Source organism: Joostella sp. (assembly GCF_048266025.1).
In the GTDB taxonomy this organism is placed as follows: domain Bacteria; phylum Bacteroidota; class Bacteroidia; order Flavobacteriales; family Flavobacteriaceae; genus Galbibacter; species Galbibacter atrarenae.
The window spans coordinates 1,324,273-1,349,932 of record NZ_JBLXAF010000001.1 but is presented as its reverse complement, the minus strand read 5'-3'; the positions used below and the strand labels follow the sequence as shown (position 1 = coordinate 1,349,932).

The 25,660-nt window shown below is 33.9% G+C and carries 16 protein-coding genes; 4 read left to right on the top strand and 12 right to left on the bottom strand.

The genetic code is table 11. From position 1 onward, the window contains the following. From ACN0TY_RS05685 to ACN0TY_RS05675, 3 genes are all read right to left on the bottom strand, one after another. Positions 1 to 1,083 (bottom strand): hypothetical protein (locus tag ACN0TY_RS05685; RefSeq protein ID WP_417443687.1); only part of this gene is annotated, 1,083 nt, incomplete at its 3' end. Positions 1,084 to 1,419: 336 nt separating this feature from the next. Beyond that, complete coding sequence (locus ACN0TY_RS05680; RefSeq protein ID WP_417443686.1) at positions 1,420 to 4,134, bottom strand: hypothetical protein; 2,715 nt, start codon at positions 4,132 to 4,134, stop codon at positions 1,420 to 1,422. Positions 4,135 to 4,307: 173 nt separating this feature from the next. Continuing rightward, positions 4,308 to 6,752 (bottom strand): hypothetical protein, encoded by a 2,445-nt coding sequence (locus ACN0TY_RS05675; RefSeq protein ID WP_417443685.1) that lies wholly within the window; start codon positions 6,750 to 6,752, stop codon positions 4,308 to 4,310. A 309-nt stretch (positions 6,753 to 7,061) separates the two neighbouring features. On the opposite strand from ACN0TY_RS05675, the gene ACN0TY_RS05670 reads away from it, so the two are divergent. Continuing rightward, positions 7,062 to 8,651, top strand: a complete 1,590-nt coding sequence (locus tag ACN0TY_RS05670) for a peptide chain release factor 3 (RefSeq protein ID WP_417443684.1) — start codon at positions 7,062 to 7,064, stop codon at positions 8,649 to 8,651. A gap of 37 nt (positions 8,652 to 8,688) precedes the next feature. Here the strand turns inward: ACN0TY_RS05670 and ACN0TY_RS05665 are convergent, their stop codons facing one another. Together ACN0TY_RS05665 and ACN0TY_RS05660 are read right to left on the bottom strand one after the other, a co-directional pair. After that, a complete protein-coding gene (locus ACN0TY_RS05665; protein ID WP_417443683.1) occupies positions 8,689 to 10,587 on the bottom strand; it encodes a hypothetical protein in 1,899 nt (632 codons plus the stop codon). Between the two features lie 194 nt (positions 10,588 to 10,781). Next, entirely contained in the window at positions 10,782 to 11,192 is a 411-nt protein-coding gene (locus ACN0TY_RS05660; RefSeq protein WP_417443702.1) for a DUF4293 domain-containing protein, read from the bottom strand. A gap of 195 nt (positions 11,193 to 11,387) precedes the next feature. Between ACN0TY_RS05660 and rho the strand changes: the two genes are divergently transcribed. Continuing rightward, positions 11,388 to 13,091, top strand: coding sequence for a transcription termination factor Rho (rho, locus tag ACN0TY_RS05655; RefSeq protein ID WP_236958041.1), 1,704 nt, complete (start codon positions 11,388 to 11,390; stop codon positions 13,089 to 13,091). Between the two features lie 93 nt (positions 13,092 to 13,184). Here the strand turns inward: rho and ACN0TY_RS05650 are convergent, their stop codons facing one another. Then, the gene (locus tag ACN0TY_RS05650) at positions 13,185 to 14,921 is read right to left on the bottom strand and encodes a BCCT family transporter (protein ID WP_417443682.1); all 1,737 of its coding nucleotides are present in this window, start codon (positions 14,919 to 14,921) and stop codon (positions 13,185 to 13,187) included. 176 nt (positions 14,922 to 15,097) lie between these two features. On the opposite strand from ACN0TY_RS05650, the gene ACN0TY_RS05645 reads away from it, so the two are divergent. Next, positions 15,098 to 16,024 (top strand): mechanosensitive ion channel family protein, encoded by a 927-nt coding sequence (locus ACN0TY_RS05645; protein WP_417443681.1) that lies wholly within the window; start codon positions 15,098 to 15,100, stop codon positions 16,022 to 16,024. Between the two features lie 127 nt (positions 16,025 to 16,151). Further along, a complete protein-coding gene (locus ACN0TY_RS05640; RefSeq protein ID WP_417443680.1) occupies positions 16,152 to 17,159 on the top strand; it encodes an AI-2E family transporter in 1,008 nt (335 codons plus the stop codon). A 14-nt stretch (positions 17,160 to 17,173) separates the two neighbouring features. Here ACN0TY_RS05640 and ACN0TY_RS05635 read toward each other — a convergent pair whose 3' ends face one another. The 6 genes from ACN0TY_RS05635 to ACN0TY_RS05610 all read right to left on the bottom strand — a co-directional run bounded on the left by ACN0TY_RS05635 (position 17,174) and on the right by ACN0TY_RS05610 (position 25,625). Further along, positions 17,174 to 18,058: a bifunctional 5,10-methylenetetrahydrofolate dehydrogenase/5,10-methenyltetrahydrofolate cyclohydrolase gene (locus tag ACN0TY_RS05635; protein WP_236958037.1), complete on the bottom strand. Its 885-nt coding sequence runs from the start codon at positions 18,056 to 18,058 to the stop codon at positions 17,174 to 17,176. Between the two features lie 53 nt (positions 18,059 to 18,111). Further along, complete coding sequence (ffh, locus tag ACN0TY_RS05630; protein WP_417443679.1) at positions 18,112 to 19,440, bottom strand: signal recognition particle protein; 1,329 nt, start codon at positions 19,438 to 19,440, stop codon at positions 18,112 to 18,114. A 276-nt stretch (positions 19,441 to 19,716) separates the two neighbouring features. After that, positions 19,717 to 21,075: an MATE family efflux transporter gene (locus ACN0TY_RS05625; RefSeq protein ID WP_417443678.1), complete on the bottom strand. Its 1,359-nt coding sequence runs from the start codon at positions 21,073 to 21,075 to the stop codon at positions 19,717 to 19,719. A gap of 60 nt (positions 21,076 to 21,135) precedes the next feature. Next, a complete protein-coding gene (locus tag ACN0TY_RS05620) occupies positions 21,136 to 21,909 on the bottom strand; it encodes a membrane metalloprotease (protein WP_417443677.1) in 774 nt (257 codons plus the stop codon). Between the two features lie 167 nt (positions 21,910 to 22,076). Beyond that, the gene (locus ACN0TY_RS05615; RefSeq protein ID WP_417443676.1) at positions 22,077 to 23,495 is read right to left on the bottom strand and encodes an HmuY family protein; all 1,419 of its coding nucleotides are present in this window, start codon (positions 23,493 to 23,495) and stop codon (positions 22,077 to 22,079) included. Between the two features lie 6 nt (positions 23,496 to 23,501). Next, positions 23,502 to 25,625: a TonB-dependent receptor plug domain-containing protein gene (locus ACN0TY_RS05610; protein WP_417443675.1), complete on the bottom strand. Its 2,124-nt coding sequence runs from the start codon at positions 25,623 to 25,625 to the stop codon at positions 23,502 to 23,504. Positions 25,626 to 25,660: the final 35 nt, after the last annotated feature.

Below are 25,660 nucleotides of genomic sequence, written 5' to 3'. Positions count from 1 at the left end.
ACTTGTTATACTTGTTTCATCTAAACTTGAATAACTCACTGTCTCATCGCTATTAACCATAGCAACCTGACCAGCAGTAGCGCCTGTGGCATCTAACTTCAATGCCGTTACTGATTTATTAGCTAAATCTGCTGCTACGATAGTTCCATCTAATATATTTTCTGTCTGAACAGCATTATCTGCCAACTGTGCATTGGTTACTGCATCTGATGCTAATTTAGATGTTACAATTGATAAGTCTTCTACTTTAAATGGATCTGCAGTTGTTCCTACTCCAGTAATTGTTGATTGGTCAGCGATAGAAGTAAATGCTGTTTGATCTATCCAAACAACAGCTCCTGAATTATCCGTTACCAATACCTGACCACTAGATCCTGCTGCTATCTTTGTTGTAGTTACATTTCCATCTAATATATTTTTTGTCTGAACAGCATTATCTGCTAAATCTTCATTAGCAACGGTTCCATTTTTAATCTCAGTTGAAGTAATTGACTCATCTGCAACTTCCACTTTATACGCAGAACCATCTTTTCCATCTCCAGTAACTGTCGTCGTTGTTCCATTTATCAATTTTGTCTCTGTACCATCCGCAGCACTCGTTGCTATTGCACTATCTACATAATTTCTTGTAGCAGCACTTTGAGCTTCCGTAGGGTCTAATAACCCCGTGATTTCAACATCTCCTGCATCTGCTCCCTCTCCTAATACATTTGCTAAATTCTGATTATCGGTATTCACCTCATCTTTAATATCATCTAACGATACCTCCAAAATTTCACCGCTATTAATATCTATTAACTCAAGAGTTCTGTTGTCCTTATTTATAGCAAACGTCATACTTTTAACAGTATGTCCAGAAGTCAACTCCCAAGAATCTCCATCCCAGAAAAACAATAATCCTGAGTCTGTATTTATATAAATATCCCCTACGTCTGCTGGATTGTTGACGTCACCAGGATCAGTAACATCTGTTCCATTAAGAACTTGACAGTTACATTGATTTTCAAGCTTTACAGTTATTGGTGTTTGTGAAAACGCTAAACCGGAAATAAGCAACACTATAATTAAAATTCCGTTTTTCATTCTTTTAAAAATTTCTTAGCAATAATTATTTAAAAATTTAGACAACAGTTCCCTTCTGCTGTATAAACAACATTCAATTTTGTTTGATATATCTTAGGTGTATGTATATACTAGGTCAGTATTGAAATTATTAGATTTTCAATACGTGTTCCCTATTTATGTAGGAGTAGATTAATATCATTTTTATGAGTTTTGAATTAAGTTTATTTTGTTTTCAACCTCATCATTTCACCTAACAAAACTACTGTTATACAGTGTTTTAAAAAATAAAATGATGTGTAATAGGCCTATGCTGTTGTGTGGTCGATTAACTGTAATTTTCATAGACCAACTACTTTAGTTTTTATTGACTCGGTATGTTTGATTTCTATTTGTAATTACTGTTCGGACACCTACATTTAATATTGCCGCATGAGAATCTATAGGAGCACATCCGTTCATACTGTCAACTGATACCAACCGATATTGATAATTGTTTTTATCTATATCTGTACTAACTATTGTCAATACTTTTGTATTTACTCCACTATATTCTGATCCATCATTAATATCAATGAAGTTTATGCCTCCATCTTTACTTACCTGCCATTGAAACGTATCGGCATTATCTATGCTTACGGAAAATTCTGCATCTTGATTTACAAATATTTTCTGATCTTTAGGTTGATCTGTAATAGCGACCTCTGGTTTCCTTTCTATATTATAGTCCCCTAACTCAATAGCGCATTCTCCATTACCCCATCGCGCCCATAAGTTGTAAGAACCTGTTTTTAAGTCAGTATATGTAATTGATCCGCTATCATCTGGGGTTGTATTATATGTATTTCCTCCATCGAGACTAAATTGAATACTACTTCTATTGTCCTTATTTGGAAAATTAAAAGTAATACTTCCGTTATCTTCCCCACAGCTAGCACTATTAGTTGTAGCAGTGGCCTCTGGAACAAATTTTACTCGTACTCTAACATCATCAGTAAAAGTGCAACCTGCTGCGTCGGTAACCGTAACTGTATAATCTATATTTAAGTTATTGTCCTTTTCTCCAACAGGCACCGTTGTAATATTAGCAGTGGTTCCTACAACATTTCCTCCAGTTTTCCATTCATATATGTAAGGTGCTGTACCATTACTAATCGTAGATGTTAAGGTTACGGAGTCTCCATTACAAATTGTCTGCATCTCTCCTGCATCTACCGTAGGTGTTATTATATTTATTGTTTGCACTACGTTTGTTATATTCCCTGAAGCATCAGTAATACTATATGTTCTCAATACTTTATTCGCATCTGTATTATCATCAGAAACAAAGGCTACTATAGGATTTTTTGTACAATTATCTGCCTCATCAATAACTAAATCAATATTTGGACTTGGCGCTTTACATTTTGCTGTAATAGTAGCTGGAATACTGGCTGTTGGCTTTACTTTTTCTAACGTTAATGAAGTTGTTGCTGAGACTTTAGGAGGAACAGGATCTCCTAGCATCCCCCCATATTCTACTAAATATCCTTTTGGCTCATAATTCCCTGAAGTTCCTGCTATTGGCAAGTCATTCCAAGATCCTCTTGGGCCGACTCCTGGAGCGGTTATATGTGCATAATCCTCATTATTCTGGTCATTGGGCTCCTTATCATTCCAATTAGCATACTTTCCAGTAATCACTTTACCTCCATTAGCAGGCGTTCCACCTTGCCAAAACTGTTGACCATTCTCTGGTCCTGTTACCCAACGCCAAACTCCTTCCTCTTCAACATCACTAGCTCCAATCCATCCCGCTCCTGGGGCTTGTTTTCCTAAAAGCGCTGCTTCCTCTGGCCCCGTAATAGTTGCTAAATACCCTTTTAACCCATAAAAAGTTCTATTCTCTGCAGCAGCTTTTGCGTTATCCCACCGTATCTTTACATTAGGAACATATTCATAATAATGCCCTGTAGATTCTAAATAATTTGCTTCATTCAAAACAATAGAAAAACCTCTACCTAATCCATCAACAAAAGATGCAGAAGAACTAAATCTAATAGATTCTATTGCCGCTTTATACTCTGCAAAAGTAGCTTCTCCTTTTAAACTCATTTTCCCTTCTGAAGAATTAAAGGTCCCTTTAATCTTAGAAGTATTTGTAAAACTTAAAATATCTCCTTGCTTATAATTAACTGAAACTTGAATGAATGCTGCGGAAAGTAAATTTCCACCTCCGTTATCTGTAATTACTACATCTTTTGCAATTGGAACAGTAGTTCCTGGACAATAAGCATCGTTTCCATCCGCATTATTAGCTGTGATAGTTGAAGGATTGTTTACCACTTGACCTTTATAAACCGTATTATCCGATTTTTTTACCGTGAACTTATCATTGTTGCTTAAGTCAACTTCATAGGTCTGACTAGGGATATCATTACCATTTAAGGTTATCTTCAAATTAGTACAACCTAAACTCTCTAGGGTAATGGTGTCACAACCTTTATGATAATTTTTACCAAAAGTGAGTGTTGTCCCTTTTAACCCATCACCTGATTGAATTCTATAATCATCTTCAACTGTAGTACACCCCATAGTACCAAAAAAATTATTTAAATCTGCAGCTCCTTCACCTTTGATATCATATGCCAATTTAAATTTATAATTGTAGCCATCTACACAACTCCCTGTACTTGAAACGACTACTTCTATTGGATAAATATAGAACTCTAACTTCTTACCTGAACCTGATTGAACTTCTATACTCCCATAAACGGCACTTGCAGTACTTTTAACATATCCTAAATCAATGTCTTTTTGAGTTACTGTATAATTCTGAGTAAAAGTTCGACTTTGATTAGCGTTTAAAGTGATTTTTTCATCCAAACTGGTTAATGGATCTAACACAGTAACATCATTGAGTACTTGAGATCCACTATTACTTACTACAATATCATAAGTAATTATATCACCTACATTATTAAAAGAATTCTTATTAATCTTTGTAATACTTAAATCATTAGTAGTCTGACCAACCGAAACAGTAGGTAGAAAAAAAGCTAATAATAATATTGTTAAGTAAAAATGCTTCATTAAAATCCAATCCTTTATTTTAAATACCTACGCAAGATAGGTGTACTCAGTTTTCTTAATTTTTTGTTAATAAATTATTCTTACACAAACATACTATGCATGCATAGTATTCATTTCATTAATTTGTTAATTCGTGTTATAAAATCGATAAAATGCAATCTTAAGACAGCTGTTTAATTATTAACTCTGTATGTTAGATTTCTATTAGTAATTACCGTTTTCGTTTTCACTGATAATACAACCTCATCAGAAATTAAATCTCCACAAACACTAGTAGTATTTGTGACTAACACTCTATAATATGTTTTATTTATTTTACTATTCACTTTGACATTCAGCTTTTTAGTATGCACACCAGAATATACAGACCCATTCACCAAATCAATCCAATCAGCTCCATTAAAAACTTGCCATTGATAATTATCAATATCAGTTCCTGTTACTTCAAAAGAAGTAGTATCTCCAGCAAAAGCTGTTTTACTATTGGGCTGCATAGTTATTATTGGAGTTGGTGTATTTTCTCTATAATCGTAAAAATTATTAGCATTTAAATCTTGAGGGATTGTATAGCCATCAATATTTCCTCCGATAGTACCTTCTTTATTTATTGTATTTCCCGATAAGGTTCCTGGTTTATATGCATTCTGAGTAAATCCAGCTTCCAATACATCACTGCAACCATCGTTATCACTATCTATGTTTATATAATCTTGTTTTGTTGACAAAAAACTATTTAGTATAGTATAATTAATAGTGCCCGCATTTGCCGAATCTTGAAGAGCATCCGCAATACCATCATTCCCTACAGCTCCAGACAAACGCCCTTTATAGTGTGCAACACCATGACCCGCTTCTACAGCATCATAAATCCCATCATTATCACTATCTAAATCTAAATAATCAAAAACGCCGTCTTGGTCTGTATCTGTAGCAATACAATATTTAATATTACTAAATGAAACTTCGAGATTACTAGTGGTAACATTTTTACCTACTCTAAATATTAATTTGTCTATTGGGATTCCTATTCTGAGCGTTACATTATTTGTGCTAGCTGTTTTAGCAACTGATTTAGAATTGGCATAAACGGTAGCTGCTCCATCGTAAGTAATATTAGTAGCAGGAATAATAAAATTACTAGCACTCAACTTTAATCTATTTACACCATTAAAGGCCTTGACTTCTATAATATCATTCTCATCAATATCTCCTAAGTCGATTTCTAAGTTTGTTATAGCTTGATTAAATTGAAAAGTATGAGTACTTGGGGCATTATCAAAATTTGTATTGGTTGTATTTAATAGTAAACCTTCTGCATTACCAGCAATATTATTTTCAAACCTAAAAGGTTTTGAATCATTACTATTACTTACAGTAGATGTAACATCTACCGACACACTTTCATATTCAGCTATAGCCGTAAGTGCGTCTTTTCCGTAATTTACATTGGATGTTTTATTCCCCTTTAAATTAGAAGTCCCACAATTTAATCCTTCATCAATGTCTGGAATCCCATCATTATCATCATCTGAGTCGCTTGTATTAGGAACTCCATCGTTATCAATATCACTATTAGCATTTACTTGTTGCAAACCTCCATCGCTATCATAAAAACCACCCCCAGGATAGGCATCCATCCCTCCATCGGATGAGTTTGTATTGGTAGGATTCTTTGTGTAATCTGTACTAATAGCATCATTTGGAAGGATAACATAACCATAAAACACCTTATTAGCAGCAACTCCCAAATCACTTAAACTTATAAAAACTCCTGAAATTTTTTGAGGACCTCCATCTTCTGCAGGCTTTAGAAATGTATCATTATCTTGTTTCTGAAAAATTACATATTCTGTATTATGAACACTATAACTTCCATACGCATTATTAGCTATCTGTTTAAGTGCTCCAAAAGTTAATGGGTTTCCATTTTCATCAATTGATAAGACAGCTGCTATCTTAAAAGGATCATTTCCGTTTCTTTCAAAGACTGCAAAACCAGCATTTTGAGGTGTACTCGTAGAAATACCTTCTGAATTTATATAATCAAATCTCTCTATATTATTTACCTGCGCACTGCCGGATCCAGTATAGTTAACAAATGTATTATCAGAACCAATATTTAAACGTAAACTTCTAAAAGACTCTTCTATACTACCAGCATATGTAGGCCTCAACCTTCTGTTCGCACCACTATTTCCGGAAGACTCTTTCTCAAACCACAGAATTTGTCGCTTTTTATTCCCACTTGCCGTTCCGTTAGCAGTCCCATTACGCCTCACAAAAAATTTATCAACTAAAAAAGCGGCATCATAAGTTTTTCCATCCGCAACAAAAGAAGCGGTTTTACTTAATTCGTAATTATTTTGGGCATTATCTATTCTACCGAATTCAAGATTATAACTAGTTCCTGATGAATAATTTCCATGAGAACCATTACCATTTATCTGATAGTTTGTAGCAGCGTTAGTAACATTAACATAAGACGCATTTATATTGGTAATCGCCTTTTGAGCATTAACATTGTAAAAGAACATTACTAACACAAAAACCAACATCCCTTTTTCAAAAAAGAATGTTTTTTCAAAATAAAAATTAAGGAATGTGAATATCCTTAGCATAGGTAATACATCTAATAGGTTAAAATTGATTTATAAGGGTAAAATCAATTCATTAAGATTTGGTCTAATAAATAATGTTAAAATAAAGTTAACACTTCGCAAATGTATCAAGTATAAATTCTTGTCACCTAAAAAAAAGACATACGACAATAAACTATCGATAAAGTGCATAAAGGTTAAAAAAACTTATATTTTCCCTTTATAATTAAACGTTTTAGCTCATATTTTTAACTTTTTATAAATTATTTATATTCATAGTGTCGCTTGTTACAGAATAATTTATTTTTGCAGTCCTTAAAAAAGGTAAGCATGCATTTAGAAGACGAGATTAAAAGAAGAAGGACTTTTGGAATTATTTCCCACCCAGATGCCGGTAAAACTACATTAACGGAAAAACTACTCCTTTTTGGAGGTGCTATCCAAGAGGCGGGTGCTGTAAAAAGTAATAAAATTAAAAAAGGTGCTACCAGTGACTTTATGGAGATTGAAAGACAAAGAGGGATCTCTGTTGCCACATCCGTATTAGCATTTAATTATCAGAATAAAAAAATAAATATACTAGATACTCCTGGGCACAAGGACTTTGCTGAGGATACTTTTAGAACTCTTACCGCTGTTGATAGTGTTATTGTTGTTATCGACGTTGCAAAAGGTGTCGAGGAGCAAACGGAGAAATTAGTTCAAGTTTGCCGCATGAGAAACATCCCTATGATTGTTTTTATAAACAAATTAGACAGGGAAGGGAAAGATGCTTTCGATCTTTTAGATGAAGTAGAACAAAAGCTTAATCTTCGTGTTACGCCTCTAAGTTTTCCAATAGGAATGGGATACGACTTTAAAGGGATCTATAACGTTTGGGAAAAAAATATCAACCTTTTTAGTGGGGACAGCAAAAAGAACATTGAAGAAACTATCGCTTTTGATGATGTTAATAATACTGAGCTTGAAAAAATAATTGGTGAGAAACCTGCAAAAGACCTTCGTGAAAATTTAGAATTAGTTTACGAAGTTTATCCTGACTTTAATCGTGATGAATATCTAGAGGGAGACTTACAACCTGTATTTTTTGGTTCTGCATTGAACAACTTTGGTGTAAGAGAACTATTGGATTGCTTTGTTGATATTGCCCCTACTCCATTAGCAAAGAAAGCAGAAGAGCGCCTCGTTGATCCAAACGAAAAAGAATTTTCTGGTTTTGTATTTAAAATACATGCCAATATGGACCCGAAACACAGAGACCGACTCGCTTTTATAAAAATTGTATCTGGTACTTTTGAGCGTAACACTCCATACTTACATGTTCGCAATAATAAAAAATTAAAATTCTCGAGTCCAAATGCTTTTTTTGCTGAAAAGAAAGAAATTGTAGACATCTCTTATGCTGGAGATATTGTAGGTCTTCATGATACCGGAAACTTTAAAATTGGAGATACCTTAACACAAGGGGAAATATTAAACTTTAAAGGGGTTCCTAGTTTCTCTCCTGAACATTTCCGTTACATTAATAATGCTGACCCTATGAAGGCTAAGCAACTTGATAAAGGAGTGAATCAATTAATGGATGAAGGTGTTGCACAGCTATTCACCTTAGAAATAAATAACAGAAAGGTTATTGGTACTGTAGGAGCTTTACAATATGAAGTTATTCAATACCGTCTTGAGCATGAATATGGTGCTAAATGTACATATGAAAACCTTCCTGTACATAAAGCTTGCTGGGTGGAGCCTGCAGATCCTAAAAGTGAGGAATTTAAAGAGTTTAAACGTGTAAAACAGAAATTCTTAGCTAAAGATAAACAAGGACAACTTGTATTTTTAGCAGATTCTTCTTTCTCCATACAAATGACGCAACAGAAATATCCGAATGTAAAATTACATTTCGTATCAGAATATAAGTAGTTAAAAATAACAGACTACAGTTTTTAGTTAATAGGAATTAAGGCTTTTTAGTATTTACCCTATAAGTTTGATTCCTATTACTAATTACAGTTTTAACCCTCACTTTCACAACTGCTTCAGAAGAAGTAATATAAGGCTCACATACATATCCAGCATTTTCTAAAATCACTTTATAGATATAACCTTCCATAGAAAAATCAGCCTTTTTTATAGTTAACGTTTCGGAAGTTACTCCTACATAAGAATCATCATTAGTTAAATCAATAAAATGGATACCTCCATCTGTGCTTAATTGCCATTGATAAGCCGTTACATCATCAGCAGAGATCGTAATATTAGAAGCATAACCATCAAATAAGACTGCGTTTTTTGGCTGTACAGAAATAGAAGGCGGACCACTAGCAACAGTATAATCTTGATTCCCATCGACATCTTTATCTAAAGGAGTTGCATAACCTCCGCTACCTATAACTACTCCGTGAGAATTTATAGAAATAGCTCCAGTCCCTATAACACCATCGGCATCAGCATCAGAAAAACCAGCTTCTAAAACATCACTACAACCATCAGAATCACTATCAATCGTCATATAATTAAATATATTGTCTCCGTTAGAATCAGCTACATTGTAATTGATATTCCCACTATTAAACTGGCCTGCTGCTTGCACATTATCTGGAATACCATCTGTACCAACATTTCCAGTTACTCTTCCTTCAGCATTAATATTCTTACCGTGACCCGCTTCTACAGCATCATAAATCCCATCATTATCACTATCCAAATCTAAACTATTAGCAATCCCATCTCCATCGGTATCTACAGAAATACAACCTGGAGTAAAACTACCTTCATTCACTGCAAAAAAGATAGGATCTGCTCCACTTGAAATCTCCAATCTAAATGCAACAGCCTTACTAATCTCTTCTGAATCAAGATTGAATTCAGACAATTCTACAGCTGCAAAGCGTAAACCCTTACGTTCGTTTGCAGCATGCTTACTATCGTTTGGATTATATTGATCTACTATAGATTCTCCAACAACAGGAATGTCATTCCACACTACTTCCACTCCATCCCCAAGATAATTTCCATTAGCATCCAATAAATTAAGTCGGTTATAATTGGAGCCACTTGTTAATTTTGCTCCTTGTGTTAATAGAATATCCATAATACCATCATTATATGCGTCTTCTGCACTCCCTCCGAGACGAAAAGACCAACTATTTCCAATATTAGCAATTGTATATGCCATATCGAGCCCTCTTTCACCTTCGTATAAGTATGGATTAAAAGGTGTATTCCCTGAAGTTAAAAGCGGACCTTTAGCATCATTTACATTTCCGTCTAAAGCGCGTGCTTCCAAACGGATACCAGTAGTAATTCTTGTTACTGGCTGTAAAGCTAACCATGTAGTTTCCTCTAGATTAACATCTGCATTTCCATCTACATCGGTATCTATTCCGTCAAACTTACCATTATTATCACCATCTATCATCATACTATTTCCTACTCCTGCACCTGTAGCATATGTAATACCTTGTGCTTCAAAAGCTAATAAAGTTGAATGATTATCGAAGGCTGTAGGATTTAAAGATGTAGTTTTAGAACTCCAAAACCCATCGTAATCAGAATAAATTGCACTTACAGCATTTCCAGATTTTACAGACGCTGAAGGAGTGCCAAAAGTTCCTGAAAACTCGCATTCATCTTCTAATAAATCTGGAATTCCATCATTATCATCATCTTCATCGATATCATCTGTTATTCCGTCGTTATCAGTATCTGGAGGAGCTGTACTTATAAATGTTTCTTCACGCTCTTGATTAATTTTTATAAAACTATAAGCAGCCGCTAAAACACCAGTAATAAAAAAAACTGTAACAATCTCTTTAATAAAGGAGTGTGAGCTATTAAACGGTTTCTCAAATAACATAAATCTTGGGGGAGTTTATTTCTTTAATCACTGCGAATTTATTGATTTCATGATAGGGTAGGAATTTAATGTTGTGAAGACACCTATTAACGTGGTGAGTAGCAGCAATTACATCTGGATAATGCTAAATAGTAAACATAAAAAAGCCCGGATCTTCACCCGGGCTTACGCACTAATACACTAAGATGTTAGGTTTACCGTAATCGATCAACTGATTTTACGAGATCTTCGTCCTTTTTTATAGCCCTATTGGCTAACACTAAAAAAACGATAGAAATAATAGGGAGAAGCATCCCAATACCCTTCTCTGAAACGTTAATTTCTCCGGATAAGACTAGAGATCGATAAACGAAAAATCCTAGTAAAAAAAGATTTAATATCATGTTCAATCTGTTCAAAACAAATTGATTTTTTCTTTTCTTGTACAAGAAGATAGCTACAAAAGCTAAAACTGCAGATATTGCAAATAAAGCAGAATATAAAATATCGCTATCTGCATAAACAGCTTCGCCATTTACGTCTGTCCATAAATATGCCCAGAAAGGTAATACCCCACTGATTATAACTACGATAAGTAAATATATACTTTGTATACGTTGTAACACGTTTTTCTTGTTTTGTTGTGACAAAAATAACGTTCTTTTCGAAAAAATGTGCTTGTTTATTAAAATAAATTTGTAATATTGCGTAGTCAATTCGAAACGAGTACTTTACTGCGTTCCAATTAACACTTCTATAATTATTTTCAAGAAAAAAATCATTTTTCACCTCAAACCAATAATAATTTATTTATTTAATCAATGTTTGAAATTTCAGATTTAAAAGCAAAAAAACTTGCTGAATTACATGAGATCGCCAAAACGGCAGGTATTCCTAAATACAAATCTTTAAAAAAGAACGATTTAGTATATCAAATCTTAGATGTACAAGCAGCAAGTCCAGAAGCAGTAGCAATAGAGAAGGCAAAAGCCGAGAATGTAAAAGAGGAAACTAAAAAAACTGCATCTAAACCTTCCCCAAGAAAAAGAACAAGAACTCCTAAAAAGGAGCCTATCACTACAAATAAAGATTCTAAAAGCGAACCTGTAAAAGCACAAGAGCCAAAAGCTGCTGCTGATAAAACAGAAAACACTCCAAAGAATCAGAATAATAACCCTGCTGAAAAGAAAGCTGCTCCAAAAAGAGAAGCTCCTAGAAAGCAACCTGTTGCTGCAAAAAACAACAACAATAATAACGACAACAAGAATCCTAAACAACGTAAGGATTCTAATAACAATACATCACCACGTAATAACCAACCTCATCCTCGTAAAAAAGGTTCTACTCCTCAGGATAAAGACAATTTTGACAAAGAGAAGAAAAACCGATACAGAGATCCTGATTTTGAATTTGACGGAATCGTTGAGAGTGAGGGTGTTTTAGATATTATGCAAGATGGATATGGATTTTTAAGAAGTAGTGATTACAACTACCTTTCTTCTCCTGATGATATCTATGTTTCGCAATCTCAAATTCGTTTATTTGGACTAAAAACTGGTGATACTGTAAAAGGAACTGTTAGACCTCCTAAAGAAGGTGAAAAATATTTCCCTCTTATAAAAGTCAACCTTATTAATGGTTTAAGTCCGCAGGTAGTAAGAGACCGTGTTTCTTTTGAACACTTAACTCCATTATTCCCTACAGAAAAATTTAGACTAGCAGAAAGACAAAGCACATTATCTACACGTATTGTAGATTTGTTCTCTCCTATTGGAAAAGGACAACGTGGAATGATTGTTTCTCAGCCTAAAACTGGTAAAACAATGTTACTTAAAGACATTGCAAATGCAATCGCTGCAAACCATCCTGAAGTTTACCAATTGATACTTTTAATTGATGAACGTCCTGAAGAGGTTACAGATATGCAACGCCATGTACGTGGAGAAGTTATTGCTTCTACTTTTGATGAGCCTGCTGACAGACACGTAAAAGTAGCTAACATCGTTTTAGAGAAAGCAAAACGTTTGGTAGAATGTGGTCATGATGTAGTTATCCTATTAGATTCAATTACTCGTTTGGCAAGAGCTTACAATACTGTGCAACCTGCAAGTGGTAAAGTACTTAGTGGAGGTGTAGATGCCAATGCATTACATAAACCAAAACGTTTCTTTGGTGCTGCAAGAAATATTGAAGGCGGAGGATCGCTTACAATTATAGCAACTGCTCTTACTGATACAGGTTCTAAAATGGACGAAGTTATTTTTGAAGAATTCAAAGGAACTGGTAACATGGAACTACAATTAGACAGACGTATTGCTAACAAACGTATTTTCCCTGCAATAGACCTTATTTCTTCTTCTACAAGACGTGATGATCTTTTATTAGATGAAACGGCTATAAAACGTATTTGGATTATGCGTAAATACCTTTCTGATATGAATCCTGTTGAAGCTATGGAATTTATGGAGCAACGTATTAAAATGACAAAAAACAATGAAGAGTTTTTAATGACTATGAATCAGTAGTAAACTTTTCTTATAAATATTAAAACGCCGTCTAAATCATGTTTAGACGGCGTTTTTTATTTCAATTATTCTTTAAAAGTTATATCTATAAAACTAAGATCTTTTCTTTTTCACTTGAATTGACAATCGGAAATAAAGTGACCTTGCAATCATTACTAAAACAATAGAAAACGGAAATGCAAAGATTAACGTTGATGCCTGCAAAGCTTTTAATCCACCACCAGCAAGTAAAATGATACACAGCATACAAAGTACAATTCCCCAAGTAATTTTTAAACGCAACTTAGGATCTAAATCTCCTTCCGAAGCCATCATACTGATAACATAGGTTGCAGAATCTGCTGATGTTACCAAGAATGTAAATAACAAGATTAAAGCTATAAAAGAAGTTACATTAGACAATGGCAGCTGCTCAAAAAGCAGGAAAGTACCTAAGCTTACATTATCAAGAATTTGTGGGCCGATAGATACATCTCCAAAAAGCTCCATTTGGATTGCATTTCCTCCAAAAACTGAAAACCAAAAAATACTAAACAATGCTGGAATTAGTAGACAACCCAAAATAAGTTCCCTAATAGTTCTTCCTTTTGAAATACGGGCAATAAAGATTCCAACAAATGGCGACCAAGAGATCCACCAAGTAAAGTAAGTAAGGGTCCAGTCTCCCATCCAGCTTTCGTATTCTGGTTCATAAGGATCTACTTTAAAGCTATATTCTGGGAGTTTGTGCAAATATTGACCAATAGAATCTACAAATACTTTTAAATCAAACAAGGTTGACCCCGCAAAGAAAACAAATAAAAGTAACGCGATAGCAACAAGCATATTTAGATTTGATAGTATTTTAATCCCTTTATCCAAACCAGTTGAAGAGGATATTATAAAAACCAATGTTATAAAAATAGTAATACAGGCATAGCCAAATAAATTTGAAGTATCCCAATCAAATACATAGTCCATTCCTTCACTAATTTGTATCACTCCAAGACCAAGAGAGGCTCCTACACCAAAAATTACAGCTAGAATAGAAACGAGATCTATAAAAGATTTAATTCTTTTTTGTGCTTTTTTATTAGAAGTAAAATTAACTACGCTTGAAGAAATTAGATATTTTTTACGTTTTCTGAATCCATAATAAGCAGTTCCCAAAGCACAAATAGTGTAAATCCCCCATGCATGAAATCCCCAATGAAATGCAGTATAAGAAATTGCTTCCTTTGCTGCTTGAATGCTTCCAGGATCTTCTAATGGTGGTTTTAAAAAATGATGCATTGGCTCCGCTGTTCCATAATACAATATCCCTACGCCCATTCCTGCAGAGAACAACATCGAATACCAGGAAAAATTAGAAAACTCAGGACGTTGATCCGGAGGTCCCAAAACAACACTCCCAAACCTACTAAAAGCTAAATAAATTAAAAATATTAAAAATGACGAGGCTAACAATACGTAGAACCAACTAAGATAATGAGCAATAAACTGAGAAATATCTTCAGCCACATTTTTAAGCTCATCACCAGAGACTACAGCAAAAATAATTACCAAAAAGGTGATTATTATGCTCAACCAAAAATTCTTACCAATTATATATCTCTCCTCATCTTGTATATCGTTAACACTTCTTCTAATATCACTAAGCTCATTTTCAATCAAACGCTCTCGAAAAGTCTTTTTCCTTCTCTCAATTTCCTTATAGGTTTTTGATTTCGATAAATCCAACTCCTTCCGAAGTTCAATCTCATATTCTTCCACCATGGAATCTACCTCTAGCTGTACCTCAGGATTAGTTATAACATGACTATCTTTTGGAGCTTCATCTGCTTCTTTCATTATATTATTTTTTTAAGCTAAGGGATTAATAATCTAAAAATTAAATATAGAATATAAACAATTTATCGCACATTTTCTACCAACTCTATTAATCTCTATATCGTTGTAGGTTATAAGCTTGTTAATGAGCTTCTTACTCTCATAAAGTTTTTATAATTTGATTAAAAACCAACCATATGAAACAATTAAAAAGATTTATAACTCCTATTCTATTATTTGCTCTTTCTATATTTTTTAAGTCTGGAGCAAATAGCTTTCTTAATTTCAATGAAGAAACTGCACTTGTAATTGGAAAACTAAGTTCTATCTTATTAGTTATAAGTGTTGCTTGGGCTTTGATAGTTATTTTAAAAGTTACAAAGTCTAGATATTTAAGACGCTACGATATTAAAAGTGAGAACAACCTCAACGCGCGTAAACTCTATACTCAGTTTAATATTCTCGAGCGCATTATCATATTTATAATAATTATGATTGCTATTGCCGTTATACTAATGCTTTTTGAAAGCGTACGTAAAATAGGACTTAGCCTATTTGCCTCTGCGGGAGTTGCTGGAATCATTCTTGGTTTAGCAGCGCAAAAAGTTATAGGAACCATTCTAGCTGGATTGCAAATTGCAATTTCACAACCTATCCGCTTAGATGATGTATTGGTTGTAGAAGGTGAATGGGGATGGGTAGAAGAAATATCCTTAACCTTTGTTGTGGTTAGAATATGGGATAAACGTAGACTTATATTACCTACAACATATTTCATTGAAAAACCTTTTCAGAACTGGACAAGAAATAGCGCCGATATCCTCGGAACGGTATTTATCTACACCGATTACAACATCCCTTTTGATAAATTAAGAGAAGAACTCACCCGCCTTCTCGAAAGCACCGATTTATGGGATAAAAAGGTAAATGTTTTGCAGGTTACAGACAATAAAGAAAACTATGTTGAAATAAGAGCATTAATGAGTGCTAAAAATTCGCCTCAAGCATGGGATTTACGCGTATTTATAAGAGAAAAACTAATTGAATATATTCAAAATAATTATCCAGAAAGCTTTCCTAAAACTAGAGTCCTCGTTAAAGAATCTGAAACTATAAAAAAATAAGATTCTATAAATTTAGAAACTAATTAACATCCACATAAGCTTACTTTTATTAACTTTAAAAACAAACTCCAACCAAATTCACATGAATAACGATCGCTTAAGCCCTTCCTTAATACGCCAATTATTTATGCTAGCCATAATTTTGGCATTAGCATATCTTATTATGAAAGAGATGACTCCATACCTCTCTGGAGTGTTAGGTGCTATTACTATTTATGTCCTTTTTAAAGGTTTGATGATTAAGTTCCTTAATAAAGGAATGAAACCTTGGCTTGCAGCTACAATTATTATTGTCATTTCCATCTTTATAATTGTTATTCCTATTACTTTAATAGTACTATTACTATCTTCTAAAGTCCAAAAAGTAGTTAAGAATTCGGAAGAGATATCGAATATATTAAAATCTAAACTCGGACAAGTTGAAGACTATATTGGCATAAACTTCTTGTCTGAAATAAACACAAAAGATATTACTGGATGGATGTCAGACCAAGTGCAGGGACTTGCAGGAACCACTTTTGATACTGTAATTGGTATTACAATTATGTATTTTATACTTTACTTTATGCTGACAAACGCAGAAGTTCTTCAGAAGAAATTTTTATCATACATCCCACTTAGCGATAATAACATTGATTCTATTTCTAAAGAGAGCAGTGATATCGTGAAATCTAATGCTATTGGTATTCCTCTTGTTGCATTAATGCAAGGAGTCGTTGCTCTTATAGGATATTATATTTTTGGAGTTGAAGATCCTCTATTCTGGTTTGTAGTAACTGTAGTTGGTTCTATGATTCCTTTTGTTGGGACAGCTCTTGGGATTATCCCTGTGGCAATACTACTCTTCTCTCAAGGACAAAATTGGCAAGCAACAGGATTATTAATTTATGGTGCAGCAGTAGTAGGCTCTACTGATAATGTTTTTAGAGTCATCATACAAAATAGACTCGCAAACTTACACCCACTAATTACATTAATTGGAGTGATTATAGGAGTTCCATTATTTGGATTTATAGGTTTAATTTTCGGTCCACTAGTAGTAAGTCTATTCTTATTATTGGTAAAGATTTATAAAAACGAATACGGAAAAACTAAGCATAAAAAAAGCCCTGAAACAAATCAAGGCTCTTCATAATATATTTATTTTTACTAGCTTCTCTCTTTATGACGAGCGCGAGCTAATAATGTATTTTTAAGCAACATAGCTATTGTCATTGGTCCTACACCTCCAGGAACAGGAGTTATATAACTTGCCTTTTTACTTACGTTTTCAAAATCTACATCTCCAGTAATTTTATAACCACGAGGAGCGTCTTCACTTGGTACACGAGTAATTCCAACATCTATAACAACTACATCGTCTTTTACCATTTCTGCTTTTAGATAATTAGGCTGCCCTAATGCAGTAATAATAATATCTGCTTGCGAAGTAATCTGTGTGATATTTTTGGTGTGACTATGCGTTAAAGTTACTGTAGAATTCCCTGGGAAACCTTTTCTCCCCATTAAAATACTCATCGGGCGTCCAACAATATGAGAACGACCAATAACAACGGTATGTTTTCCTGCTGTATCTACATTATAACGCTCTAAAAGCTCTAATATTCCAAATGGAGTTGCAGGGATAAAAGTACTCATATCCAAAGCCATCTTTCCAAAATTCATAGGATGAAAACCATCTACATCTTTATCAGGATCTACAGCCATTAACACCTTTTGCTCGTTTATTTGCTCAGGTAATGGAAGCTGAACGATAAAACCATCAATATTTTCATCTTTATTAAGCTCTTCAATCTTTTTTAATAACTCCAGCTCACTAGTTGTGCTCGGTAATTTTACTAAAGTAGATTCGAAACCAACGCGTTCGCAGGCTTTTACTTTACTTCCTACATAGGTAAGACTAGCGCCATCATTACCTACAATAATCGCTGCTAAATGAGGTACTTTCTCCCCTTTCTTCTTCATTTTATCAACCTCAACAGTGATTTCGTCTTTTATCTGATTTGATATTTTTTTACCGTCTAAAATTTCCATTATAAGGGTTTTGGATGTTATTTTTTGGTTCTTCTAAAATTCTATTCTAGAAATTATTTCATTCCCTGCATCATCTGCATCATCTTACGACCACCGCCGCCTTGCATCATTTTCATCATCTTGCTCATCTGATTAAACTGCTTAAGAAGTTGATTTACCTCTTGGATAGAAGTTCCACTACCTTTTGCGATACGTTTCTTTCTACTTCCATTTAAAATCACAGGATTTGTACGTTCTTCAGGAGTCATAGAATGTATAATTGCTTCCACACCTTTAAAGGCATCATCATCAATATCCATTCCTTTTAAAGCCTTTCCAGCACCAGGAATCATTCCTAGTAAATCCTTCATGCTTCCCATTTTCTTTATCTGCTGAATTTGACTCAAGAAATCATCGAAACCAAATTGATTTTTGGCGATTTTTTTATGTAATTTTCTTGCTTCTTCTTCATCATATTGCTCTTGAGCTCTTTCCACCAAAGAAACAACATCTCCCATTCCAAGAATACGATCTGCCATACGTGAAGGATAGAATACATCAATAGCATCCATTTTCTCTCCAGTACCAATAAACTTGATTGGTTTATTAACAACAGATTTAATTGATAAAGCAGCCCCTCCACGAGTATCACCATCTAATTTGGTAAGAATTACCCCATTAAAATCTAATACATCGTTAAAAGCTTTTGCTGTATTTACTGCATCCTGTCCCGTCATTGAATCCACAACAAACAGGGTTTCGTTTGGAGTAATGGCAGCATGAATATTAGATATCTCATTCATCATCTGCTCATCTACTGCTAAACGCCCAGCTGTATCGACAATAACTACATTGTGTCCATTTGCTTTTGCATATGCAATACCTGCATTTGCAATTGCAACAGGATCAGAATTTCCTTTATCAGAATATACCTCAACACCAATCTGCTCTCCAACAACGTGAAGCTGATCGATTGCAGCAGGACGATATACATCACAAGCTACTAAAAGAGGTTTCTTAGTTTTTTTAGTTTTTAAGAAATTCGCCAATTTCCCCGAGAAAGTAGTTTTACCAGAACCCTGAAGACCAGCCATTAATATTACAGACGGATTTCCAGAAAGATCTACATCAGCAACTTCACCTCCCATAAGGTCTACCAACTCGTCTTTAACGAGTTTCACCATAAGCTGACCTGGTTTCAATGTAGTTAATACATCTTGACCTAAAGCTTTTTCTTTTACAGTATTTGTAAACTCTTTGGCTGTTTTAAAGTTAACATCGGCATCCAATAAAGCACGACGTACTTCCTTTAATGTTTCCGCTACATTTACTTCTGAAATCTGCCCATGTCCTTTTAATACATGAAACGCTTTATCTAACTTCTCGCTTAAATTATCGAACATATTATTTTCCTTCTTTTAATACCCTAATTATTCGGGAAGTGCAAATTTAATAATTTGAATCAGAAGTTGGAAGCTTATTTTAGACTTCTTAAGTGTAATCTGCTTAATAAGTTCCTTTTGATGAAGTTTTTGCTTTTTCAACCTTAGAACTAGTAACTTTATATAGCTTCTTAGACACTTCAGAAGTAAAAAAACTAAGGATATTTTTTATAAAATTAATTTCTGAATTATCTTTTTATCGGCATATAAATCAGAAATAAAAATAGCACAGGAAAACTATGCTAGTGAGTTTTTATATTTCCAAGATCCTTTTTTAAAGTAAACAAAAGCTATAATTGCTGCCATAGCGTTAGATATAGGGAATGCCCACCAAATTCCTTCGTAACCCAAATCTGTTTTATTTGTCAACATAAAAGCTACTGGAAATCTTATAACCCAAAGTGCGGCTATAGATACCAGCATTGAAACTGCTGTTAATCCAGCTCCATTAAAGACTCCATTTAATACTTGTTGTACTCCTAACAACCCAAAACTTGGAGCCATTATTTTTATAAACTTTGCTCCTATAATAATTACTTCTTCATCATCTGGAACAAAAAATCTAGTAAGAGGTTCTGCAAAAAAGAATAATACCATTCCCAAAAAAGTAAGTCCTATTGCCGCTATAATAGCACTGAGATTCCCTACTTTCTCTGCTCTATCCACTTTTCCTGCTCCTATATTTTGCCCTACCAAAGTTGTTGTAGCAATGGAAAGTCCTAATGCGGGAACAATTACTAAACTTAATATTCTTGCTCCTATTCCATAAGCTGCTACTACCTCACTATCATAACTTGTTACCAACATAATCATTGCTGTCATCGCCATTGCTCTACTCGACTGATCTAAGCTTGAAGGAATTCCCAATGAAAACAGGTTTTTAATCCATTTCCAGTCCAACTTCATACAAGAAAAACTTATGGAGATTCCATTCTTCCCTCTAAAAAGTATGCACATTCCAATAAAAGCAGAAATTCCTTGTGTAATTATACTTGCTATTGCTGCACCAGCAACACCATAACCTGGAATCGAACCATAACCAAATATAAAAAGAGGGTCTAAAATAAGGTTGAGTATTACCGTTGCTAAGACTATATACATTGGTATGATTACGTTCCCAATACCACGCATTAGCGATTGATAAACAAAGAACATAAATAAGAAAATAAACCCCCAAGAGGATACTTTAAAATAAGTAACCGACTCCTCTAATATTTCTGGACTCGCCCCTACTAAACGCATTAATGGATCTGCAGAATAATAACCTATAAATGCTAAAACTATAGAAACTAAAAAGATAACTGCAACTGTTTGGGAAGCAGAATAATTCACCATTTTTTGATCTCCAGCTCCTTTATGTTGCGATACAATTACGGTTCCTGCCAATGTTAATCCACCTCCTAATGATAATACTAAAAATAAAATTGGAAAACTTAAACTAACACTAGCTACGGCATTTGCTCCCAATCTTCCTAACCAGAAAGTGTCAATTAATTGATACATTGTTTGCAAAACATTGGCCATAATAATTGGAAATGCTAGCTTTAATAACGTATTTAAAATCTTCCCTTCGATGTTATTGTTTTTTATTTTCATCTTATTATCACAAATACATTATATACACTTCCAAGATATAATAACTCTTACAAAGTTACATTATTTCCCTCCATTAGCGCGGAGATCTGCTAAGCACTGACTATCGAGCTGTGCAATATTTTCTTCTGAAACCATTCCTCTAATATTTAAACCAGATTCTACTTTGTAATTCATCAAACAGGACTCCACATCACAATGATGACCGTTCTCTTCATCCAAATGATCCGTTTGCATATCTGACCCTAAGTCTACCAGACCTAGTAAATGTGAGAATTCATGCCTAAAAACTGTACTCTCTAATAATACTCGACTTGGTTCTGCTATACCATCACTAAGACTTTGAATTGTTTCTTCGAAAATAACAAATGATGTATTTCTGTAAGCGACTCCTAAAACCAGAGATTCTTCCGTATCTGCATCATATTTACCATCAAGAAAAAAAGCAAACAACGCCAATCTATTACCAGAAGTATATTGCGATCTAATCTCCTTTTCAAGATCATCTACTTCGTTTATATCATAAATCTCTTCTCCTGGCGATTCAATAGAGCGCATATTTATTTCTACTCCGCCAGACTTATAACAACGCTGATTTATAAAACTAACTAAGTTATCTAATGCCATTTGTGAAGGTTGGTATCCCTCTACATAAACGACCTCTATCACTAAATCTGTAAAGTTATCTTCTGTTAAAAAATCCTTCGCAGAATCACCAGTACTCAACCGGTTAGCTGCCATAAAATTATTTGCATTTTGAGAGTCGTCATCTTTAGAGCAGGCTGTAAAAAAAAGAAATATTGTAACTAAAAACAGCCTCAGAATTTTTTTAAGCATAGATTGGTTTTTTGATGCAAGATATTAAATATCAATAAAAAAGAGGCGTTCTAATTAAAAAACGCCCCTCAAACACTTGAATTTATGAAAACTAATTACCTAGTAAACTTAGAAGAGGTCTACTAAATTTCTTTTGCTTTGAATATTTCAAAGCAGTAAATATTATTTTATAATAAGGCATATTCAAATGCTGGATATCCTCTTTCCCCACTTTCACTCAAGAAAGCTGTAAATCGGATTTTGTAGAAATTCCCTTCTGCATCTTGTAATACAAAAAACACTCCCGATTTTAAAGAAGGTAATGAGTTTGGCCCACCTCCATTTCTCCAATTACTACCAATCCCTCTTTGGTCTTCTATAAAACTAGCATCATCAATATCTTCTACACTAAAATTCTCATAAGTAAAATCTTCTGTAGATACTTGATACGCTTTTGCACCCGACTTTAAATTTGTAGCTACAAAATCTGCATAACCATAAGCTCCAAATCCAGGAATCTCATTAGTAAATACTGTAAAGTTTAAATCCCATTTAGTCGCCATTGGTTCTACCGAAACACTATTTTCATTAGTAAAACTGAAATGTGTGTAATTATACCCAAATGTTTTACTGATGGTTACCTCTTTGTGTGTAGTTTCATTTAAATCTGCATATTGTAACACATAATTATCACCATCTCTATTAATTTTTATCTTTTTCCATCCTCTAGAATCATCAGTAATATCTACACTTCCATTTTCTGGAGTATCAGTTCCAATCTCTGAACCTAGATTTAATAGATAAACCTTATTATCTGCATCATCCTCAGACACTTCAGATATTGCTGTTCTGCTTAAATCTCCAGATGGCGCATCAATATAATTTATAGATTCTGCTCCAGACGGACCTCTAGTACCTACGCTAACCACAGATTGTAATGCCGTAACATCTGCCTCACTTACTGCATCAATATCTGTACCTTCCAGAGCTTTTGTTGCCATATAAACAGCCCCATTTAATACCACTCTAAACTCATCTCCACTATAGAATCCTAAATCCCAAGTATCTCTTTTTATTGCAGTCTGCGTCTGAGAACTTAAATCTACATATACTTGGTTAGGCTCATTTGCTCCTCCAACTTCTGCAGCTATAACACCACCTAAGGCAGCACTTTCTGTGAAATTAGCCACCAAAGAAGTATTTCCCTGAACACTACTTTCTGGATTTGAAATAGACCCCAATTTAAATGTAACCGACATTTCTGTTCCCTCTACTGGGTTTTGAAGCTTATTAAAAGTAAAAGTTGAACTACTTGTTCCTGAAACAATAGGCACTGTAATTGTCTCCGTAGTAGCTACTGGAACAGTAGCAAAGTCTGTGTCATAAACTGCATTCACAGTAGTATACGTAACTGTTGCTTCACCACTTTCTGTAGCTGCTCTTGAAAACACCAATACAATGTCTTTCGAATCTTCTTCAGTAGAGAAACTTACGGAAGGATTCTCAAAAGCTACAACAAACTCTTGTGTAGTTTTAGTATCGTCATCACTACAAGCTCCAAGTATAAATAAGAGCAATAGGTTTAAGATTAAAAATTTGTTTTTCATGATTGTTTAGTTAAAATTTAAATTATATAATAGTTTTATAAAGTAAGATCGTCCGTAGCCTAAAAGCACGCTAGAAGAAGGACCAGCATGTACGCCACCACCAACAGTAGTATTATTTACACTGGTAACATCCAATAGGTTTCTTGCTCCTAATGTTAACTGTAATTTTTTATTATAAAATGATTTTCTAACTGAAGCATCCCACCAACTATAAGCCTCTTGTTTCCCTCTAATTAGAATTGATTCTCCGTCTTCATTTTCATCTTGTAAGAATTGATATTCAGGACCGTTGTGCTTAAAATATGTTGAAAAAGTAGTACTCCATCGAGGTATATTATAAGACAAACTAGCATTAACTTGTAATGCATTTAGATAATCGTCATTGTAATTTTGAATTGCTAATACTTTAGACACCCCAGAATAAGAAATCCCAATATTCCCGCTGAGCTGTTGATACATAAATCCGTTGGAAAATGAGATATTCCACGTTTTATATTTATCAATATTATTATACTGATATGCCAAAGGCGAATCGTTCACAATAACTAGCTCTATACGATCGTCTATATCTATATACCCAGCAGAAAGCTTACTTCTTAGTATAAGCTCGTCATTTAGATGAAATGTTTTTTTAGCATGAACAAATGCAGAAACTCCATTTTCGGGTTCTAAATCTTCATTCCCTTGGACATCATGATTGGCATCTACAAAATAAGAATACAGTTCTGAAAAGTTTGGCATTCTTGGAGCTGTCCCAACTACAGCACGCAATTCGATATCGTTTTTAAATAAATATTTTGAAGATAATTCTAGCGCTACTTGTGTATCAAATTTATTTGAAAAGAATACTCTAGCACCAGGTCTCAATGAAAATCTACTATTTGGAATGTATTCTGCTGAAGTAAAAAAATCATACGAACCAATTTTCCTTTCTATATTTTCTCCATCATAATCTCCAGAAATTGAAGATGCATAACCATCAATAACATTAAATTCATATCCAGTTTGGAAATCAAAGGCACTTTCTTTTAAAAAATTACTAAATGTCCCTTTTGAATAGTAAACTTTTCGAGATTCATATTCGAATTTTTCAACATCAAATTTTTCATCTTCAACAATCCTGTAATTATAAGTTTCAGCATTTTTCTTTTGCTGCTGATAGGAAAGTGATACATCATAAAAAATACCACTATCAAAATTTCCATTAACATTAAAATGATGGAGAAATCTTTCAGAAGTAAATATTTCATCTGAAGAAATAGGATTATAAGTCTGTGTAGAAGCATTGTAATTCTCTCTAACAATAGAATCATAGCGAGAAACAGTCTCATTAAAATATTCAAACTTATAAAACAACCTCAACTTTTCCGTTTTATAACTTAGTAAACCTTTAGCGTTATACTGTACTTTTGGAAGCCATTCGTAACCACGCTTACCGTCATCATATTGGTAATCTGCACCTTCTTTATCTCCCCATAAACCTGCAAAATCATTACGGGTAAATACAGCATTAGCAAACCATTTATCAGAAATATTATTTGCTATACTTAACGATTGTATGTGCCTCCCTTTATCAAACCAACTATATTCATTTCCTATAGTTTCTTCTTGCAAATAAGGTGTGATTTGCCAAGTATCTTGAGAAGATTTTTTAGTGATTATATTAATTACACCGGCAACTGCATCAGATCCATATTGAACTCCCATTGCTCCTTCAACAATTTCTATTTGTTCTATATCATCTAAATTGATTTGCGTTAAGTCTGTATTGTTTCCAAAACCAACATCGTTTACCAAAGGAATATTATCTACCAATATTTTTACGTATTGTCCATCTAGACCAAACATCTTTACATTAGACTTCCCCGTAGAAGCATTTGGGAGAATAGAAATATTTAATGTCTGATTTAAAACATCGGCCAAATTATTACCTGCCTGACGATTTATATCTGACCTTTTGATTACTGTAACCTCATACACCGATTTTTTTACTGCCTGCGGATTGTATTGCCCTGTAACTACAACTTCTTGAAGGTCGTTTACATAAGTAGAATCTACAATTTGCTGTTCCTGAGAAAAGCCAGTTAATATGTAGAAAAAGATAAAAAGTTTAGTTAGTTGAAACCTCATTATTTAGATTTATTCTTAATAATTTTGAACAAATA

What these genes read in the sequence shown, in the direction of transcription:
- ACN0TY_RS05670 (WP_417443684.1), top strand. Translation starts at nt 7,062, where the DNA reads ATGCATTTAGAAGACGAGATTAAAAGAAGAAGGACTTTTGGAATTATT.
- ACN0TY_RS05620 (WP_417443677.1), bottom strand. Translation starts at nt 21,909, where the DNA reads ATGCTTAAAAAAATTCTGAGGCTGTTTTTAGTTACAATATTTCTTTTT.
- ACN0TY_RS05650 (WP_417443682.1), bottom strand. Translation starts at nt 14,921, where the DNA reads ATGAAAGAAGCAGATGAAGCTCCAAAAGATAGTCATGTTATAACTAAT.
- ACN0TY_RS05610 (WP_417443675.1), bottom strand. Translation starts at nt 25,625, where the DNA reads ATGAGGTTTCAACTAACTAAACTTTTTATCTTTTTCTACATATTAACT.
- ACN0TY_RS05615 (WP_417443676.1), bottom strand. Translation starts at nt 23,495, where the DNA reads ATGAAAAACAAATTTTTAATCTTAAACCTATTGCTCTTATTTATACTT.
- ffh (WP_417443679.1), bottom strand. Translation starts at nt 19,440, where the DNA reads ATGTTCGATAATTTAAGCGAGAAGTTAGATAAAGCGTTTCATGTATTA.
- rho (WP_236958041.1), top strand. Translation starts at nt 11,388, where the DNA reads ATGTTTGAAATTTCAGATTTAAAAGCAAAAAAACTTGCTGAATTACAT.
- ACN0TY_RS05625 (WP_417443678.1), bottom strand. Translation starts at nt 21,075, where the DNA reads ATGAAAATAAAAAACAATAACATCGAAGGGAAGATTTTAAATACGTTA.
- ACN0TY_RS05645 (WP_417443681.1), top strand. Translation starts at nt 15,098, where the DNA reads ATGAAACAATTAAAAAGATTTATAACTCCTATTCTATTATTTGCTCTT.
- ACN0TY_RS05640 (WP_417443680.1), top strand. Translation starts at nt 16,152, where the DNA reads ATGCTAGCCATAATTTTGGCATTAGCATATCTTATTATGAAAGAGATG.
- ACN0TY_RS05675 (WP_417443685.1), bottom strand. Translation starts at nt 6,752, where the DNA reads ATGCTAAGGATATTCACATTCCTTAATTTTTATTTTGAAAAAACATTC.
- ACN0TY_RS05635 (WP_236958037.1), bottom strand. Translation starts at nt 18,058, where the DNA reads ATGGAAATTTTAGACGGTAAAAAAATATCAAATCAGATAAAAGACGAA.
- ACN0TY_RS05665 (WP_417443683.1), bottom strand. Translation starts at nt 10,587, where the DNA reads ATGTTATTTGAGAAACCGTTTAATAGCTCACACTCCTTTATTAAAGAG.
- ACN0TY_RS05680 (WP_417443686.1), bottom strand. Translation starts at nt 4,134, where the DNA reads ATGAAGCATTTTTACTTAACAATATTATTATTAGCTTTTTTTCTACCT.